This window comes from Pseudomonas putida (assembly GCF_001976065.1).
Classification (GTDB): domain Bacteria; phylum Pseudomonadota; class Gammaproteobacteria; order Pseudomonadales; family Pseudomonadaceae; genus Aquipseudomonas; species Aquipseudomonas serbica.
The window spans coordinates 726,199-743,202 of record NZ_MNAH01000002.1 but is presented as its reverse complement, the minus strand read 5'-3'; the positions used below and the strand labels follow the sequence as shown (position 1 = coordinate 743,202).

Annotated in this window: 14 protein-coding genes; 1 reads left to right on the top strand and 13 read right to left on the bottom strand. The window is 61.1% G+C overall.

Annotation, left to right across the window (positions count from 1 at the left end):
• Position 1: 1 nt before the first annotated feature.
• The 3 genes from BKX96_RS09900 to BKX96_RS09890 form a co-directional block, all read right to left on the bottom strand.
• Entirely contained in the window at positions 2 to 1,624 is a 1,623-nt protein-coding gene (locus BKX96_RS09900) for an acyl-CoA dehydrogenase family protein (RefSeq protein WP_046819104.1), read from the bottom strand.
• 350 nt (positions 1,625 to 1,974) lie between these two features.
• On the bottom strand, positions 1,975 to 2,688 hold the full coding sequence (locus tag BKX96_RS09895; protein ID WP_077183888.1) for an HPP family protein: 714 nt from the start codon (positions 2,686 to 2,688) through the stop codon (positions 1,975 to 1,977).
• A 211-nt stretch (positions 2,689 to 2,899) separates the two neighbouring features.
• On the bottom strand, positions 2,900 to 4,279 hold the full coding sequence (locus BKX96_RS09890; RefSeq protein WP_077183703.1) for a UDP-glucose dehydrogenase family protein: 1,380 nt from the start codon (positions 4,277 to 4,279) through the stop codon (positions 2,900 to 2,902).
• Between the two features lie 184 nt (positions 4,280 to 4,463).
• Between BKX96_RS09890 and BKX96_RS09885 the strand changes: the two genes are divergently transcribed.
• Positions 4,464 to 5,402: a site-specific integrase gene (locus BKX96_RS09885; RefSeq protein ID WP_077183702.1), complete on the top strand. Its 939-nt coding sequence runs from the start codon at positions 4,464 to 4,466 to the stop codon at positions 5,400 to 5,402.
• Positions 5,403 to 5,426: 24 nt separating this feature from the next.
• Here the strand turns inward: BKX96_RS09885 and BKX96_RS09880 are convergent, their stop codons facing one another.
• The 10 genes from BKX96_RS09880 to BKX96_RS09835 all read right to left on the bottom strand — a co-directional run bounded on the left by BKX96_RS09880 (position 5,427) and on the right by BKX96_RS09835 (position 16,972).
• Positions 5,427 to 6,497, bottom strand: a complete 1,071-nt coding sequence (locus BKX96_RS09880; RefSeq protein WP_077183701.1) for an ABC transporter ATP-binding protein — start codon at positions 6,495 to 6,497, stop codon at positions 5,427 to 5,429.
• A complete protein-coding gene (locus BKX96_RS09875) occupies positions 6,494 to 8,092 on the bottom strand; it encodes an ABC transporter permease (protein ID WP_077183887.1) in 1,599 nt (532 codons plus the stop codon). Before BKX96_RS09875 ends, BKX96_RS09880 begins: the two co-directional genes overlap by 4 nt.
• Positions 8,093 to 8,095: 3 nt before the next feature.
• A complete protein-coding gene (locus BKX96_RS09870) occupies positions 8,096 to 9,109 on the bottom strand; it encodes an iron ABC transporter substrate-binding protein (RefSeq protein ID WP_077183699.1) in 1,014 nt (337 codons plus the stop codon).
• 268 nt (positions 9,110 to 9,377) lie between these two features.
• The gene (locus tag BKX96_RS09865; RefSeq protein WP_077183698.1) at positions 9,378 to 9,944 is read right to left on the bottom strand and encodes a PqiC family protein; all 567 of its coding nucleotides are present in this window, start codon (positions 9,942 to 9,944) and stop codon (positions 9,378 to 9,380) included.
• Positions 9,945 to 9,961: 17 nt separating this feature from the next.
• Positions 9,962 to 11,617 carry a PqiB family protein gene (locus BKX96_RS09860; protein WP_077183697.1) on the bottom strand — a complete coding sequence of 552 codons (1,656 nt, stop codon included), beginning with the start codon at positions 11,615 to 11,617 and terminating at the stop codon, positions 9,962 to 9,964.
• Positions 11,598 to 12,254, bottom strand: coding sequence for a paraquat-inducible protein A (locus BKX96_RS09855; protein ID WP_046819112.1), 657 nt, complete (start codon positions 12,252 to 12,254; stop codon positions 11,598 to 11,600). Before BKX96_RS09855 ends, BKX96_RS09860 begins: the two co-directional genes overlap by 20 nt.
• Positions 12,251 to 12,847: a paraquat-inducible protein A gene (locus BKX96_RS09850; protein ID WP_046819113.1), complete on the bottom strand. Its 597-nt coding sequence runs from the start codon at positions 12,845 to 12,847 to the stop codon at positions 12,251 to 12,253. The genes BKX96_RS09855 and BKX96_RS09850 overlap by 4 nt, the downstream gene beginning before the upstream one ends.
• Positions 12,848 to 13,054: 207 nt before the next feature.
• Positions 13,055 to 14,356, bottom strand: a complete 1,302-nt coding sequence (locus BKX96_RS09845) for an NAD(P)/FAD-dependent oxidoreductase (RefSeq protein WP_077183696.1) — start codon at positions 14,354 to 14,356, stop codon at positions 13,055 to 13,057.
• Positions 14,353 to 15,441, bottom strand: a complete 1,089-nt coding sequence (locus BKX96_RS09840) for a polyamine ABC transporter substrate-binding protein (protein WP_046819115.1) — start codon at positions 15,439 to 15,441, stop codon at positions 14,353 to 14,355. Before BKX96_RS09840 ends, BKX96_RS09845 begins: the two co-directional genes overlap by 4 nt.
• A 172-nt stretch (positions 15,442 to 15,613) precedes the next feature.
• Entirely contained in the window at positions 15,614 to 16,972 is a 1,359-nt protein-coding gene (locus BKX96_RS09835) for a glutamine synthetase family protein (protein ID WP_077183695.1), read from the bottom strand.
• Positions 16,973 to 17,004 lie beyond the last annotated feature (32 nt).

Genomic DNA, 17,004 nt, shown 5'->3' with positions numbered 1-17,004 from the left:
ATTACTGCTCCCCGTACAGTGCAGCGGTGAACTGGCGGATGTAGTCCGGTTTATCGATGGGCGCACTGACCAATTCCGCCGGCGGCGCCAGCAAGGCAGCCAGCATCGCCAGCTGTTCTTCGGTGGCATGGCTGTTCAGGTCGGTGCTGTTGGCGACGAGGCCGCCTTCGCTCAACGGCGGCGCAAACACATCGATCAGGTCGTGCAGCGTCTGGGGCGAGACCAGAGGCGTGTTCTCGGCTTCCCCGATGATCAGGTCCAGGGCACGGGCGTAAGTCAGGGCAACGGCCTGTCGGTGGGAGACTTCACCCGGATTTCTACAGCGTTCGACAAGGGTCTTTTCAATACGCTGTGCAACATTGGCGGTGGGGCGTGAGGCAAAACGCGGCCGGGTGATTGCATCCCTGGCCACCTGATAGGCCATGACACTGTTGTCCCCGGCAAACGTCACGCTGATCTCGCAGTCCATGCGCAATGTGACGATCTGGTTGTAATGGTGAAAACCCTGAGAGCCACAGATTTCCCGGCACATGCCCATGACATCCAGCGCCGTCCAGGTGCCGATGCTTTTGGCAATGGCAGCGAGGATGTGCAGCTCCTTGCGCTTGTGCAGTTGATCCCATTGCGCTTCGAAGCTCGACACGATTGCCTGCTCCAGCAGCTTCAGCGCCAGTGCCTTGAGTTGTTCGGTATAGAGCCGTTGGCGAATCAACGGTTTGTGCAACAAGGGTAGGCGCGTGGTGCCGGCTTGCACCTGGCGATGGCCGGCGAAACGATAGGCCAGATGAGCGCACAGGCTCGCGCCATTGCTCGCTGCGGCCAGGAGCAACAACCGCTCCTGGATGAAGGTTTCCATGGCGCAGGTCAGGCGTTCGCTCCTGGGCACGTTACTGCTGAATGCACCGTTCTTGTCGAATTGTGCGTGGCGTTGCATCAACGCATCCAGCGACAGCTTCATCCGGTCGAAGCGAATGCCGGCCACCTGGTTCGCGTGAATTCCGCCCTTGGGATCGCAGGCCATGGCCTTGACGCCGGGTAACAACGGGCCGTTTTCCTGTTCGCGAATCGGCACGCGAAACCAGTGGAGCCCTTCGTCCTCACCGTCGACGATCAAGCGTGCCAGCACCATGACCACCTGGGCGGCATGCAGGGCATTGCCGATCCAGAACTTGCAGGCCGCCGGGGCAGGCGTATGCAGGATCAGGCACTGGCCTTGGCGTTCAAAGGTGACCTGGGTTTGCAGGTTGCGCACATCCGAGCCGCTGTTGATCTCGGTACAGCCAAAGGCATAGACCGCGCCCATCTCGATCACTTCCTGGCGGTAACGCGCGACTTGCACCGCGCTTGCCTGGGCGAACAGTGCGTTGCCGGCGATCATGTGGTCAACGATCGACGAGAACAGCGCATAGTCATAAGCGCCGACCAGCCCCGTACGTTCGTACATCTGTCGAAAGTCTGACTGGCGGGGCTGCCCCAGCCACATGTCGTTGGTGATCAGGCCATCACGCACAATCGTGCGCATGCGCTCGATCGTCAGGTCCATGTAGTCGCGCAACGGCAGATGGTGACGTTTTCCGGGGTCGAACAGCGGCGTGCCCAGCCGTTGCAGGAGTGAGGTGCTCATTGGATGTTCCTCTCGTAGATTTCGAAAAAAGTTTCGAAACCACCAGAGCCAGAGAGCTGGCGGAACTTGAAGCACGCGAATCACTTGCTATAGCGCCAAGCGCCATTTTTTGCGGACAGCAGGTTACGCGAGGGAATCGCGGTGTTTCACAAGGAGGCGCGGTTCTGTTAAAGCGCAAAGCCAGCATCGCCACCCAACAAGGTTGAGTATTTCTCCATAGCCAGACTTCCTGTGTCATCGCTACTGGACTATTACGGCGAGCCAGACTTCGTAGTGAAAGGCAGACAACTCTGTGCGGTACGTTTTTACTTTAGCCGCTGGACACTTCAGGGCAAGGCGCAAATCGACCACTAGTCGGACGTTGTACGGCTCAGCACTTCCCCGATACTGCGCCGCCTGGCGTACAACTCACTGGCATGGACCAGTTGTTCGAGGTCTTCGGGGGTGACGTCGAAGAAGGCCTCCATGTCCGCCAGGGCCAGTTTGAGGTCCTGGGCGGTGATCGCCTGGGAGTCCACGGGCGGGTGGTCGGCCGGGACCACGGCCACCGGCTCGCTGGCACGCTTGGGATATCGGATGCGCGTCAGGTTGTTGTAGGCCAGGGCGCTGAACAGCATGGTCGAAGCGGCGAGCATCACCGGGCCAAGGGCTTTCCAGTCCATGGCAATGGTCGCAGGGTCCGCCAGCACCAACAGCAATGCCAGTGCCCCGGCCGGTGGGTGCAGGCAACGCAGCCAGCACATCAGGATCAGCGCCATGCCCGCCGCCAGGCAGGCGCTGCCCAGGGTCCGGCCGAGCACATGGGCCACCAGCAGCGATACCACAGCAGCGCTCAAGTAACCGCCGAGTATCGACCAGGGCTGGGCGAGCGCGCCGGAAGATACCGCGAACAACAGCACCGCCGAGGCACCCAGCGGCCCGACCAGGTGCTGAGCGACTTGCATGCCGAATACCTGGCCGCATAGCCAGACGCTGAACAGGGTGCCGAGCGACATGCCGATGGCGGCGCGACTCCATTCCGTAGGGCGGGTATTGACAGCGGCGGGCAACCAGCGAGCTAGCATGATGTACATCGTTCCATTGAAAAACCGAGGAAAAAAAAAGGCTTGTCTGGGAAACCCAGAAAGCCCTTGAAGTTGTTCCAACTATTGGGGGAGGAACGGTGACAGTGTGCCGTTCATTTCCGATGCTGACAAATTCATATTAATGAAGGTTGAGTTCATTAATTCTGATGTAAGGCCTGGCACCGACAACCACCGCTTAGCCCTGTTGTTGTCAGGCGACTACTTGTGCCGCAGGCCATTGCTGATACGGAATCGGCAAGTTGCGCGAATCACCGCGGCCCATCGGAAAGTACATGAAACCATTGCGCGCCAGGCGCTCGGCGTCGTACAGGTTACGGCCGTCGAAGATCACCGGTGCATTGAGGCGCTGGCGGATCAGGTCAAAATCCGGCGCCTTGAATTGTTGCCACTCGGTGCAGATGATCAGCGCGTCCGCACCGTTGAGCACCGATTCCGGGGTGCCCATGAGCATCAACCTGGATTCATCGGGATACAACTGCTGGGTTTGTTGCATGGCTTCGGGGTCGAATGCACGGACATTCGCCCCGGCGGCCCATAGCGATTCGAGCAGTAGGCGGCTCGGCGCATCGCGCATGTCGTCGGTGTTGGGCTTGAAGGCCAGGCCCCAGACCGCGAAGGTCTTGCCCCGCAGTTCGCCTTTGTAGAATGCCTTGAGGCGCTCGAACAGCTTGTGTTTCTGCCGCTGGTTGATGGCTTCCACCGCTTGCAAAAGGTCGCTGGAGCAATGGGCCTCTTCGGCGCTGCGGATCAGGGCGCGCATGTCCTTGGGGAAGCAGGAACCGCCATAACCGCAGCCGGGGTAGATGAAGTGGTAGCCGATGCGCGAGTCGGCGCCGATGCCCAGGCGCACCGATTCGATGTCGGCACCCAGGTGTTCGGCCAGCTCGGCGATCTGGTTGATGAAGCTGATCTTGGTCGCCAGCATGCAGTTGGCGGCGTATTTGGTCAGCTCGGCACTGCGCAAATCCATGAACATGATGCGTTCATGGTTGCGGTTGAACGGCGCGTAGAGGTCACGCATCACGTCACGCACGTCTTCACGCTCACAACCCACGACGATACGGTCCGGACGCCGGCAATCGGCAACGGCCGAGCCTTCCTTGAGAAATTCGGGGTTGGAGACGATATCGAATTGCAACAGACGCCCGACCTTGATCAGGCACCTGTCGATATGCGCGCGCAGGGCATCGCCGGTACCCACCGGCACGGTGGATTTCTCCACCAGGATCACCGCTTGTTCACGGTGCCGAGCCACCGCTTCGCCCACCGCCATCACATGGCTCAGGTCGGCCGAGCCATCGTCCCGGGACGGTGTGCCGACTGCGATGAACAACACCTGGCCATGTTGCACCGCAAGTTTTTCATCGCTGGTGAACTGCAGCCGACGGGCGTCCAGGCCTTCGCGTACCAGGCTGGCCAGCCCCGGTTCGAAAATGCTCACGTGGCCCTGTTGCAGCCCCTCGACCTTTTTCTCGTCGACGTCCATGCAGACCACGTCGTGGCCGACTTCAGCCAATACCGCCGCTTGTACCAGGCCAACATAGCCGCTACCAAATACACTGATTCTCATGGATTGCTCCTGCCCCGATCGAGTCCGGTCAAGGTTTAGCAGCGCCATGTTTCAATTCGTCTATCGTGATCCTCCGTGGCCGTTGTCGGCACAACATTGACTTTCCCGGCCATGACCGGCAGCGTAGCGGCCATCCCTGTCGCCATGGCGTTTTCTGTTTACTCTTTATCCAAGGCCGTTTCGTTTGACTGACTTACCCGCAACTGATCCAAGTGCCCTCAGACCCAATCCGCTCACCCTGTACCTGGCGCGACTGGCGCCCTCCAGCCAACTGACCATGCGTTATGTCCTGCAGGACGCCGCCGACCGCCTGGGCTTCGAAGAGGTGAACATCGAGGACATTGCCTGGCACAACCTGCAGCCCGAAGATGTCATCGCCCTGGTCGCCGCCTTGCGCACCGACGGCTATGCGCCCAATACGTCGTCGCTGTACGTCAATGCGGTGCGTGGGGTGATGAACGAAGCGTGGCGCATGAGCCTGATCAGCCAGGAACACCTGCTGAAAATGCGCTCGGTCAAGGGCATTGCTGGCACGCGCCTGTCCCAGGGGCGCAACCTGCGGCGTTCATTGATCCAGGAACTGATGGAAGTCTGTGCCGCCGATCCTCGGCCACAAGGCCGGCGTGACGCCGCCATCATCGCGATTCTGTACGGTTCGGGCATGCGCAAATCGGAGTCGGTGAACCTGGACCTCAATCAGCTCGACTTCAATGAGCGCAGCCTGCGCGTCACGGCCAAGGGCAACAAACAGTTGATCAAGTACGCCCCGGCCTGGGCATTCGCCAAACTCGACGCCTGGCTGGAACTACGCCGCTCGACGCTCAAGGAAGGCGAAGAAGACGACCCGTTTCTGTTCAATCGCATTCGTCGCGGCAGCCACATCACCCGCGAGCGCATCACCAAACACGCGATCTATTACATCGCCCGACAGCGTGGCGCACAGGTGGGGGCGAAAATCATGCCGCATGATTTTCGCCGCTCGTTCATCACCCGGGTGATCGAAGAGCACGACCTGTCCATCGCGCAAAAACTGGCGCACCACAGCAACATCCAGACCACCGCCAACTACGATGTGCGCGACGACAACGAGCGCCGCCGCGCAGTGGATCGCTTCGACCTTTGACGGCCATGCGCCAAGGCTCAGGGATCAAGGCTCGCCCAGCACGTGCGCGTGGCCGATGGTCGAGACCTGGACGGCGCTGCCGGCAGGCGGCGCATACATGCCGGAACTGCGTACCAGCAACGATCGGCCGACGGACTGGTCGGGGGCGCGTGATTGAAGCTCCACGGTCAAGGTGCAGGTGTTGCCGCTGAAATCCCGGTCCACCACCTTGGCACGGCAGCCCGTGACATCCGTGGCGTCGGGCAGGACGCTGGCCAGTTGCAATTGTTCGGGGCGGAGCATGATCTGCGCCGAGTGGTTGTTGCGGTGGTTGTTGACCGGGATCCGGCCCAGGTCGCAATGCGCCCAGCCAGCCTCGATCCGGGCCGGCATGACCACGGCGTCGCCGAGAAACAGTGCGGTCTGCTCATCTTCGGGGTAGCGATAGAGGTCCAGCGGATGGCCTGACTGTACCAGCCGGCCATGGCGCATCACCGCCAGTTGATCGGCGAACGACAAGGCTTCGCTCTGATCATGGGTGACCAGGATGGTAGTGACGCCCGCGTCTTCCAGCAGGCGCGCGACCATTTTGCGCATGACCGCGCGCAGCCCTGTATCAAGTGCCGAGAACGGCTCGTCCAGCAGCATCAGTCGTGGCTGCTGCGCCAGCGCCCGCGCCAGGGCCACGCGCTGCTGCTGGCCCCCGGACAGCTCGTGGGGCCAGCGCGCGGCCATGTTCGAATCCAGTGCCACACTGTCCATCAATTGCGCGACACGCGCCTGCTTTTCGCGGCCTTTGCTCGCCAAGCCGAAGCCGATGTTGTCGGCCACGGTCATGTGCGGGAACAACGCGCCGTCCTGGGGGACGTAGCCAATCAGGCGTTGGTGCGCCGGCACTTCATGGGTGCTGTCGACCAGGGTCTGGCCATTGAGCGACAGGCGGCCTGAGTCGGGGAACTCGAAGCCGGCAATCATCCGCAACAAGGTGGTCTTGCCTGAGCCCGAGGGGCCGACGATGACCGTTCGGCTGCCGCTGGGCACCGACAGGCTGACGTTATCCAGGGCTCGCTGGGAGCCATAGAATTTGTTCAATGAATGCAGTTCTAGTGTGCTCATCGGCCAGCCGCTTTTTTCGATTGGTGATACAGGAGCCCGGTCAAGGGCAGCGACAACAGGATCATCAGCAGGGCATAGGGTGCGGCCGCGACATAGTCGATTTCGCTGGTCATGGCCCAGAAGCCGGTCGCCAGGGTCCGTGTGCCATTGGGTGCGAGCAACAGGGTGGCGGTCAGTTCATTGGTGATCGCCAGGAACACCAGCGCAGCACCGGCAGCGGCTCCTGGCGCGGCCAGGCGCAGGGTGATCAGCCACAGCGCACGGGTAGGGGAGCGGCCAAGGCTGCGGGCGATGTTTTCCAGTTCCACGGGCGCCTGGGCGATGCCAGCGCGCAAGCTCACCAGGGCCCGGGGCAAGAACATCAGCAGGTACGCCAGCAGCACGGTGATGGTGGTCTGGTAGATCGGCCGGGCGAAATGAATGGTGACCGTCACCAGGGCCAACGCCACGACGATGCCCGGCAACGAACTGGTGATGTAATTGCAGCTTTCCAGTAGCCGTTGCAGGCGCCCCGGATGGCGAATCGACAGCCAGGCAATCGGAATCGCGGCGCAGGTGGTCAGGGCCGCGCCCGCCACACCCAGCAGCAGGGTTTGTTGCAGCGCTGGCAGCAGCTCGTCCAGGTCCCAGGCCTGCACGCCTCCGGCGATCAACCAGCTGCCGAGGGTGATCAGGGGCACACCCAGCGCCAGGGCGCAGGTGGCGCACTGCAACAGCAGTGCGAGTACCCTGGCCGGGGTTTTCAGGCCTATGATCCGTTGCTCGCGGGCGCTACCGGAACCCACCCGGGCGTAGCGCGCATGGCCCCGTGCAGCGGACTCCACGGTCAGCAGCACCAGGCAACACAGGGCAAGCACGCTGGCCAGCATATGGGCGGCAGGCCCGTTGAAGGTGGATTTGAACTGATCGAAGATCGCGGTGGTGAAGGTGTCGAAGCGGATCATCGCGTACAGGCCATACTCGGCCAGCAGATGCAGGCCGACCAGCAATGCACCCCCGCAAATGGCCAGGCGCAACTGTGGCAGCACCACGCGAAAAAACACCGCCCAGGGCTTGAGTCCCAAGGATTCGGCGACATCTTCAATGGCCGGGTCCAGGCGCCGCAGCGTCGCGGCAATCGGCAGGTACAGGAACGGGAAGTACGCAATGACCGACACCAGCACGCCGGCGAACAAGCCGTGGATCGGCGGCACCAGGCTGACCCAGGCATAGCTGTGGACGAAGGCCGGCACCGCCAGGGGCGCCGTCGCCAGCAATGACCACCAACGCCGCCCGGGCAAGTCCGTGCGCTCGGTCAGCCAGGCCAGCGTCACCCCCAGCGCGACACACAGGGGAATTGTCAGCACCACCAGCAACACGGTGTTGACCAACAATTCGCCCACCCGTGGCCGGAACACCAGGGTCAGCACCGTGGACCAGCCTGTCTGCAGGGACACGCCGATGACGTAGGCAATCGGCAGCAGCGCCAGCAACGACACCAGCACCGACAAACCGACCACCCACGCGCCACCGCGGCTCGCGAACACGCCGCGCGATCGTCTACGCAAATTGGCGGGTAGCGCTTGGGCGGTACCCGCGGGCAGGATTTCGGGCATCAATTAAAGCAGTCCTGCCTGAGTCATCAGCTCCACGGCTTTTTTGCTGTCGAGTTTCGAGGCGTCGACAGATGGCGCGTCTAGCTGCTGCAAAGGCACCAGTTTCGGATTGGATTGGGCGTTCTTGCCCACGGCGTATTCAAACGACTTGCCGTCCTTGAGGATGGCCTGGCCGTCCTTGCCGGTGATCCACTTGAGGAACGCCTGGGCTTGTTCCTTGTGTTTGCTGGAGGCCAGCACGCCGCCGCCGGAAATGCTCACGAAAGCCCCCGGGTCCTTGTGCTTGAAGTAGTGCAGGGCGGTGTTCTTGCTGTTCTCGCCGGTCTTGGCCTGATCGACGAAGCTGTAATAGTGGTAGATCACGCCGCTGTCGATCTGTCCGGCATTCACCGCCTTGAGCACCGAGCTGTTGCCCCGGTAGGCCGTGAAGTTGGTTTTCATTGCCTTGAGCCAGTCAAGGGTCGCCGCTTCGCCTTTCTGTTCGAGCATGGCGGCGACGATGGCCTGGAAGTCGGCGCCACCGGGCGAGGCGGCCCAGCGGCCTTTCCATTCTGGAGCGGCGAGGTCCATGATCGACTTGGGCAACTGCGCTTGCGGCAGTTTGCTTGGGTTGTAGACGAACACCGTCGAACGCGCAGCGATCCCCAGCCATTTGCCGTGGGCTGGGCGGTAGGCCGGGTCGACCTGCTCCAGGGTGGTTTTGTCCACGGGCGCAAACAAGCCGGCGTTGTCGACCAGGACCATCGCCGGGGAGTTTTCGGTGAGGAACACATCGGCCGGCGAGTCGGCCCCTTCCTGTACGATCTGGTTGCCCATCTCGGTGTCATCGCCGTTACGCAAGGTCACCGCAATGCCGGTTTCCTGGGTAAACCCTTCGACCCAGGATTTGGTCAGGCTTTCATGCTGGGCGTTGTAGACCACGATGCCGACGCTGTCGGCGGCGTACACCTGACCGGCGCTCACGAGGGCGGTGACCAGCAGGGCCTTTTTAAGGAATGAAGGGATAGGGGACTTCATGCGGCGTCAGCTCCTGTTATTTTTGTCTTGCAGGCTGATTCAAGCGAATCGACAAAGGAATGTCGTCAATTATTCTAGATCAATACGAATCATTTGCAGATTCGAGGCGCGCTAATGTAAAGCCGCGAATGAGAAAAAATCGTCAAAAAGGACACTGAACGACCCTGTGGGAGCGGGCTTGCCCGCGAATGCGGTCTAGCATTCAACAGTGATGCAAGCTGACCCACCGCTTTCGCGAGCAAGCCCGCTCCCACAGGTGGGATTTGTATTAATGGCTGGCATTTGTCGAAGGGCAGCTTTTCTGCGTACCCGCCGCTGCCTGGCTGATTAGCGCGGCCAGGCGTTTGACATTGTTCTGCTGCGCCGCCACCAGCTCATCGATGGACGGTCCTGACGGTGTCTGCAGGGTGCTGCGGCAGATGTCCATGAGGTTTTCGGTACCATTGCTGGTACGCAGGCGCCATTTCACGTCGAGCAGTCCGTATTGACCGGGAATCGAATCGAATCGCTGCACCTCCAGGCGAACCGATACCTTGCGTTGCGCATTGTTGTTGATCATCTGGTCGGTCAAGGCACTGCTCAACTCATCCACCAGGCTCGCCCCCCACCACTCGGTTTCCAGGATCGCCATGCCGGTATTGCCCTGGCGCACGACGATCTGTGGGCGATCGACCTGGGGCGGCACCGTGAGCATTTCAATCTGGATGCCGGCGCTACTGCGTGAATTGCCTGCCGGCTGGGCCGGCGTCAGGGTGTGAAACTGGATCGGATCACTGCGGCAGGCAGCGAGCAAGGCCAACGCGGCAACCAACGTGATTTTCAGCGGAGAAGCCATGGATGTTGCTCCTGTGGTCATTTGCTCGGCGGCCGTTGCATATCCATCGGTGCGGCGTTGTCCGGACGACCGCGAATCAGTGATTCGGGGTGCCGGCCCAGGTAATCCGCCAGGTCACGCAGCGAACGCGATGTGCGCCCGAGTTCGTCCAGGGTCTGCCCGAGTTTTTCCCGCTGCGGCGAGTCGTCGGCCAGCGTCGAGTTGGCCGATTGCAGGGTCTTGCTCATATCGGTCAAGGTGGTTGACACGCCAGGCAGGGTCTTGGCATTGAATTGCACCAGGCCTTTGCGCAATTCGACGAGGTTGCTGTCCAGATTGGCGGCAATGCGCTCGACCGGTAGCTGGTTGATCTTGTTGACCATGGCCTCGAGTTTTTCCTGCAATTGTTCGAGGCTCCCTGGAACGGTCGGAATACTGACTGGACGAGCGGAGGGATCAAACGCGACTTTTTCGGCTTTAGGGTAGAAATCCAGGGAAATGTACAGCTGGCCTGTCAGCAGGTTGCCGGTGCGAGCCTGGGCACGCAGGCCGTTGTCGATAAAGGTACCGATCACGCGAACGGCGGCGGCTTCATTGTTCGGATCGTGATTGAGTGTCTGGAGCATTTTCGTGTGCGCGCGGCCCAGGCGTTGCGGATAAATCATGATGCCGACGTTGACCGGGAAGGTGCGTTTTGCCGTGTCGAAATCCAGATTGACCGACACCACCTTGCCGATTTCGATGCCGAGGAATTCTACTGGGGCATCGACCTTGAGGCCGCGCAAGGCCTGGTCGAATCGCAGGGTCATGTACTGCCCCTTGCCACTTGGCGGGGCGAGGGCGGTTTGCTGGTCCTCGAACAGTTCGTAGGCATATTCCTCCGCGGCCGGTTTGTCGTCGGGGCTGTATTCCGGCGCACGGAACGCGACGCCGCCCACCAGCAGGGCCGACAAGGACTCGGTCTTGACCGCAAAACCATTGGCACCGACGCTCACGTCAACACCGCTGGCGTTCCAGAACCGGGTGTTCTCGGTGACGTACTGGTCATTGGGTGCGTGGATGAACAGTTCGATGTTTACCCCTTTGCCATCGGGATCCAGCGCATAGGCCACGACCTGGCCGACCGGAATCTTGCGGTAGTAGACCGGCGAGCCGATATCCAGTGAGCCCAGGTCCTGGGTATGCAAGGTGAAGCGCTTGCCCGGCTCGCCATAGGTAATGGCTGGCGGGTTTTCCAGGCCGGTGAAGTGCTTCGCCCGGGCATTGTCCTGGCCGATATCGGCACCGATGTAATCCCCTGATAGCAGCGTATCGATACCCGACACCCCGCCAGCGCCGATCCGCGGCCTTACCACCCAGTATTGAGAGTCTTTGCGGGTAAAACTTTCCGCCTGTTTGTCCAGCTTGATCGTCGCATTGACGCTCTTCTGGTCGTTGCTCAAAGCCACGTCCGACACATGGCCGATCACTACGTTGCGGTACTTCACCTCGGTCTTGTTGGCGGTCAGGCCGCTGCCGGTCTTGAAGGTGATCGTGATGGTCGGCCCCTCCTGCAAGATGCTGTGTACCACCAGCGATATACCCACCAGCACCGCAACAATCGGCACGATCCACACCAGCGAAAAGCTGAAGCGGCGGGTCTTGATCGGCGCCTGCCCGGGGACCAGTGGTCCGTCAGTGGCTTGTGACTTCATCCGTGACCTCCTCATTTAATGGTTTTTGCCGCTCTTTATCCCAGATCAGCCGCGGATCGAAACTCATCGCCGAGAGCATGGTGAACACCACCACCAGACCAAAGAACAGGATGCCCGGGCGCGGCTCGATATCGGCCAGCGCCTGGAACTTCACCAGTGACGCCACCAGGGCGACCACTATGACGTCGAGCATCGACCAGTAACCGATGAGCTCGACGAACCGGTACATTTGCGAGCGCTGCCTGAGCGCCCATTGGCTGTTGCGTTGAACGGTCACCAGCAGCAGCGTCAAGGCGACGAACTTGACGCCCGGTACTGCGATGCTGGCGATGAAAATGATCAGGGCGATATCCCAGGCACCGTGCTGCCAGAACTCGATCACGCCGCTCATGATCGTGCTGTCAGCACCGCTACCGACCATCTTGGTGTTCATCACCGGCAACAGGTTGGCCGGAACGTAAAACACCAGGGCGGTGATCATGTAGGCCCAGGTTCGGGTCAACGAGTTGGTCTTACGTCGATGCAGCGGGGCGCCACAGCGCTCGCATTCGTGGGGTTCGGCGGTCATGTCACAGGCCAGGCCGCAGGTGTGGCACAGGCACAGGTTGAGTTCGCTGGCAACGGGCGGCATTGTCATACGATGTCCCACAGTTCACGGATATCGCGGCCGGCGATGCGGATCATCATCAGGCTGAGGACCGCCAGGGCAAACAGGCCGATGCCGGGCAGCACATCCAGCAATCCGGCGAGCTTGATCACCGCGACCATCGCGCCCAGCAGGCAGACCTCAAGCATGCTCCAGGGCCTCAGGGTTTCCAGCCAGCGCATGCAGAACCTGAAGCCGGGTGCGCGCCGCGAGCTAAGGGCGAAGCTGAGGACCCAGATCAGCAATAACAACTGGAAAATCGGCGCGATGATCATGGCGACTGCCGCCACCAGGGCGATAAACGTAATGGGCCCCAGGCTCAGCGCCAACACCGAATCCCATAGGGTCGCGCTGTTTTTCAGGCCTTTCAGGCTGATGCTCATGACCGGATAGAAATTAGCGAAAATCCACAGCATCAACGCGGTGAAGGTCAACGCCAGGCGTTGCTCCACGGTCAGGCCGTTATAACGCTGAAGCACGCCACCGCAGCGTTCGCACAGGGTTTTCTGGTATTTGGCGAGCGTCACTTTTTCGTACACGCTGTCGCAGTGCTCGCAGATGATCAGCTGATCGGTCGTTGCCATAGGCCAAGCTCAACAGGAGGCAGGAAGTTCAGAGCACCCCCTCAATATAGAAGTGACTCGCAATTGAGCAAATCGAAAGGCTAAACAAAGAGATGGGAAATGATCGGTAACTCTGTAGGAGCTGGCTTGCCAGCGATGGCGGCCTTGAACATTGTGTTGTTCTTTCGGTCGACATCGCTGGCAAGCCAGCTCCTACAGGGGGCGGTGTCAGCCCAGTACTTCGCGCATGCGATACCAGAGCATGCCCAGGGCCAACAGTGGCGAACGCAGGACGCGGCCGCCCGGGAAGGTCATGTGCGGCACGGCGCTGAACACGTCGAAGCCCTTGCTGTGGCCGGCATGGACCGCTTCGCCCAACAATTTCGCGCACCAGTGGGTGACGTTCAGGCCATGGCCCGAGTAGCCCTGGGCGTAGAACACGTTAGGGTGCTGGCTCAAGCGCCCGACCTGGGGGAAGCGGTTGGCGGTGATACCGATCTTCCCGCCCCATTGATAGTCGATGCGCACATTCGCCAGTTGCGCGAAGACCTTGAGCATTTGCGGGCGCATGTAGGCGCTGATATCCGCTGGATCACGCCCGGAGTAATGGCAGGCCCCGCCGAACAACAGGCGCCGGTCCGCCGAGAGCCGGTAGTAATCCAGGCCGACTTTCTGGTCGCACAGCGCCAGGTTGTGCGGGATCAACTGCGCGGCAACGTCCGCCGGCAAGGGTTCGGTGGCGATGATGTAGCTGCCCGCCGGGAGCACCTTGCCGCTCAGTTTCGGTTCGAGTTCTTCCAGATGCGCGTTGCAACCCAGGACCAGGGTGCCGGCGCGTACCGTGCCACCGGCGCATCGAACCTGCACGGTGCTGCCGTGGACCAGCTCCAGCACCGGGCTTTGCTCGAAAATTCGTACGCCGAGGGATGACGCGAGCTGCGCTTCGCCAAGGACCAGGTTCAGCGGATGCAAGTGCCCCGAGCCCATGTCGACCAGCCCGCCGGCGTACACACCGCTATTCACGACCTGCTCACGGATCTGCGCGGCTTCGACCAGGCGGGTTTCATGGGCGTAACCCGATTCCTTGAGCGCAGCGTGTTCGGCTTTCAACCCGGCGAACTGTGCCGGGGTGTTGGCCAGTTCGCAGAAACCCCAGCGCAGGTCGCAATCGATGCCGTGCTCACGGATACGATCGCCCACCAACCGCACCGATTCAGTCCCGGCCTGTTCCAGGTAGCGCACCCCCTCAGCACCGACATGCCTGGCGAAACCGCTGACGTCATGGCCGATGCCGCGAATCAACTGCCCGCCGTTGCGCCCGCTGGCACCCCAGCCGATCCGCCGGCCTTCGAGCAGGATCACCGAGAGCCCGCGCTGGGCCAGTTCGATGGCCGTGTTGACGCCGGTAAACCCGCCGCCAATCACGCAGACATCGGCCACCAGGTCTTCGGCCAGCGTGGGGTATGGCGCCATACCGTTGGCCGACGCGGCGTAATAGGAATGGGCGTGTTCGTGGGTGTACTGGTTCATTGGTTGGACTTCACTTTGCTCCAGGAGCGGGTCATCAAGCGCATGATCGACTGCGGCGGGGTGGTCGAGATGTAGAGCTTGTCGAGCACTGCCTGAGGCGGATAAACCTCAGGGTTATTCACCAGTTCCGGGTCCATGTACTGCTTGGCGGCGGGGTTAGGGTTGGCATAGCCCACCGAGGCACTGACCTTGGCGATCACTTGCGGGTCGAGCAGGTAGTTGATGAAGGCGTGGGCTTCCTTCGGATTGCCAGCGTCCGCCGGGATGGCCAGCAAGTCAAACCACAGGTTCGCGCCTTCCTTGGGGATGGCATAGGCGATGTTCACGTTGTTCTTGGCTTCCTTGGCGCGGTTGGCGGCCTGGAACACGTCACCGGAGTAACCGAACGCCACGCAGATGTCGCCGTTGGCCAGGTCCGAGACATACTTGGAAGAGTGGAAATAGGTGATGTACGGACGGATGCTCAGCAGCTTGGCTTCGGCTTTCTTGAAGTCTTCCGGATTCTCGCTGCGCGGGTCCATGCCCATGTAGTTGAGCACCGCGGGGAACACTTCATCCGCCGAGTCCATCATCGATACGCCGCAGGCGCTGAGTTTCTTGATGTTTTCCGGTTCGAACAGCACGGCCCAGGAATCGATGTGGTCGATGCCCAACACCTGCTTGACCTTGTCGACGTTGTAGCCGATGCCATTGGTGCCCCACAGGTACGGCACCGAGTGCGCGTTACCCGGGTCGTTTTTCTCCAGCAAGGCCAGCAGTTTCGGGTCGAGGTTCTTGAAGTTCGGCAGTTGCTCGCGGTCCAGCTTGAGGAACGCGCCGGCCTTCACCTGGCGGGCGAGGAAGTGGTTGGACGGCACCACCACGTCATACCCGGTACGCCCGGCAAGCAGTTTGCCTTCCAGGGTTTCATTGGAGTCGAAAACGTCGTAGATCACCTTGATCCCGGTTTTGCCCTGGAAGTCGGCGAGGGTGGTCTCGCCGATGTAGTCGGTCCAGTTGTAGACGCTGACCTGTGGCTGCGCCTGGGTTACGGCGCTGAACAAGACCGCGAGCGCGGCCGGGACCATGGATTTCAACAGACGCATATCAATACCTTCTTGGAGTTATTGGATTCTTCAGGTGAAGACGTTCCCCATGTGGGAGCGGGCTTGCTCGCGAAGGCAGTGTGTCATTCAACATAAAGGGTGACCGACCTGGCCCCTTCGCGAGCAAGCCCGCTCCCACAGGGGGACGCGGACTCATGCAGGAAGTTGTTCGTCAGACGCTCAGCAGCAGAAACTCGCGCTCCCAGGAGCTGATCACGCGCTTGAAGTTCTCGTGCTCGGCGCGCTTGACCGCGACGTAGCCACGCACGAACTTGTCGCCCAGGTAGCGGCCCACGGTTTCGCACTCTTCCATCTGCGTCAGCGCATCTTCGATGGTGATCGGCAGGCGCAGGTTGCGCCGCTCATAGGCCCGGCCCTGCACCGCGGCGCTCGGTTCAATGTGCTCGACCATGCCCAGGTAGCCGCACAGCAGGCTGGCGGCGATGGCCAGATAAGGGTTGGCATCGGCCCCCGGCAAGCGGTTTTCCACGCGCATGGCGTCCGGGCTTGAGGTCGGCACGCGCAGGCCGACGGTACGGTTCTCTTCGCCCCATTCGACGTTTACCGGTGCCGAGGTGTCCGGCAGGAAGCGGCGGAACGAGTTGACGTTCGGCGCGAACATCGGCAGCACTTTGGGGATGTACTTCTGCAAGCCGCCGATGTGGTGCAGGAACAACCCGCTCATGTTGCCGTCGGCATCGGCAAAGATCGGCTGGCCGGTGGCAATGTCCACCACGCTCTGGTGGATGTGCATGGCGCTGCCTGGCTCATCGCCGACCGGCTTGGCCATGAAGGTGGCCGCGACATTGTGCTTGAGGGCGGCCTCGCGCATGGTGCGCTTGAACACGGTGATCTGGTCGGCCAGGTCCAGGGCATCGCCATGGCGGAAATTGATTTCCATCTGCGCCGGACCGTCTTCGTGGATCAGCGTGTCGAGGTCCAGGCCCTGGAGTTCGCACCAGTCATAGACGTCTTCGAACAACGGGTCGAATTCGTTGGCGGCGTCGATGGAGAACGACTGGCGACCGCTTTCTGCGCGACCGGAGCGGCCCATCGGGGCCTTGAGTGGCAAGTCCGGGTCTTCGCAGCGCTGGGTCAGGTAAAACTCCATTTCCGGCGCGACAATCGGTCGCCAGCCTTTGTCGGTATACAGCTGCAGGACTTTCTTGAGCACGTTGCGCGGCGACAATTCGATCGGATTGCCGAACTTGTCAAAGGTGTCGTGGATCACGATGGCGGTCGGCTCGATCGCCCATGGCACGACGTATACCGCGTCGGACACCGGTTTGCAGACCATGTCGATATCGGCAGGATCGAGCAGGTCGTAGTAGATGTCGTCGTCGACAAAGTCCCCGGTTACCGTCTGCAACAGCACACTTTCCGGCAGGCGCATGCCTCGCTCATGCAGGAACTTGTTGGTGGGTGCGATTTTGCCGCGTGCAATGCCGGTCAGGTCGCTGACGACACACTCGACTTCGGTAATCTTGTGATCTTTCAGCCAAGTGAACAGCTGATCGAAAGGGGCATTCATAAAGACCTCGTTATTGGTTTTGTTAACGCGGG

Bases quoted from the DNA above. Each gene is read 5' to 3' on its own strand.
- BKX96_RS09835 (WP_077183695.1), bottom strand. From the start codon at position 16,972: ATGAATGCCCCTTTCGATCAGCTGTTCACTTGGCTGAAAGATCACAAG.
- BKX96_RS09875 (WP_077183887.1), bottom strand. From the start codon at position 8,092: ATGCCCGAAATCCTGCCCGCGGGTACCGCCCAAGCGCTACCCGCCAAT.
- BKX96_RS09850 (WP_046819113.1), bottom strand. From the start codon at position 12,847: ATGGCAACGACCGATCAGCTGATCATCTGCGAGCACTGCGACAGCGTG.
- BKX96_RS09845 (WP_077183696.1), bottom strand. From the start codon at position 14,356: ATGAACCAGTACACCCACGAACACGCCCATTCCTATTACGCCGCGTCG.
- BKX96_RS09870 (WP_077183699.1), bottom strand. From the start codon at position 9,109: ATGAAGTCCCCTATCCCTTCATTCCTTAAAAAGGCCCTGCTGGTCACC.
- BKX96_RS09880 (WP_077183701.1), bottom strand. From the start codon at position 6,497: ATGAGCACACTAGAACTGCATTCATTGAACAAATTCTATGGCTCCCAG.
- BKX96_RS09855 (WP_046819112.1), bottom strand. From the start codon at position 12,254: ATGACAATGCCGCCCGTTGCCAGCGAACTCAACCTGTGCCTGTGCCAC.
- BKX96_RS09895 (WP_077183888.1), bottom strand. From the start codon at position 2,688: ATGCTAGCTCGCTGGTTGCCCGCCGCTGTCAATACCCGCCCTACGGAA.
- BKX96_RS09890 (WP_077183703.1), bottom strand. From the start codon at position 4,279: ATGAGAATCAGTGTATTTGGTAGCGGCTATGTTGGCCTGGTACAAGCG.
- BKX96_RS09840 (WP_046819115.1), bottom strand. From the start codon at position 15,441: ATGCGTCTGTTGAAATCCATGGTCCCGGCCGCGCTCGCGGTCTTGTTC.
- BKX96_RS09900 (WP_046819104.1), bottom strand. From the start codon at position 1,624: ATGAGCACCTCACTCCTGCAACGGCTGGGCACGCCGCTGTTCGACCCC.
- BKX96_RS09860 (WP_077183697.1), bottom strand. From the start codon at position 11,617: ATGAAGTCACAAGCCACTGACGGACCACTGGTCCCCGGGCAGGCGCCG.
- BKX96_RS09865 (WP_077183698.1), bottom strand. From the start codon at position 9,944: ATGGCTTCTCCGCTGAAAATCACGTTGGTTGCCGCGTTGGCCTTGCTC.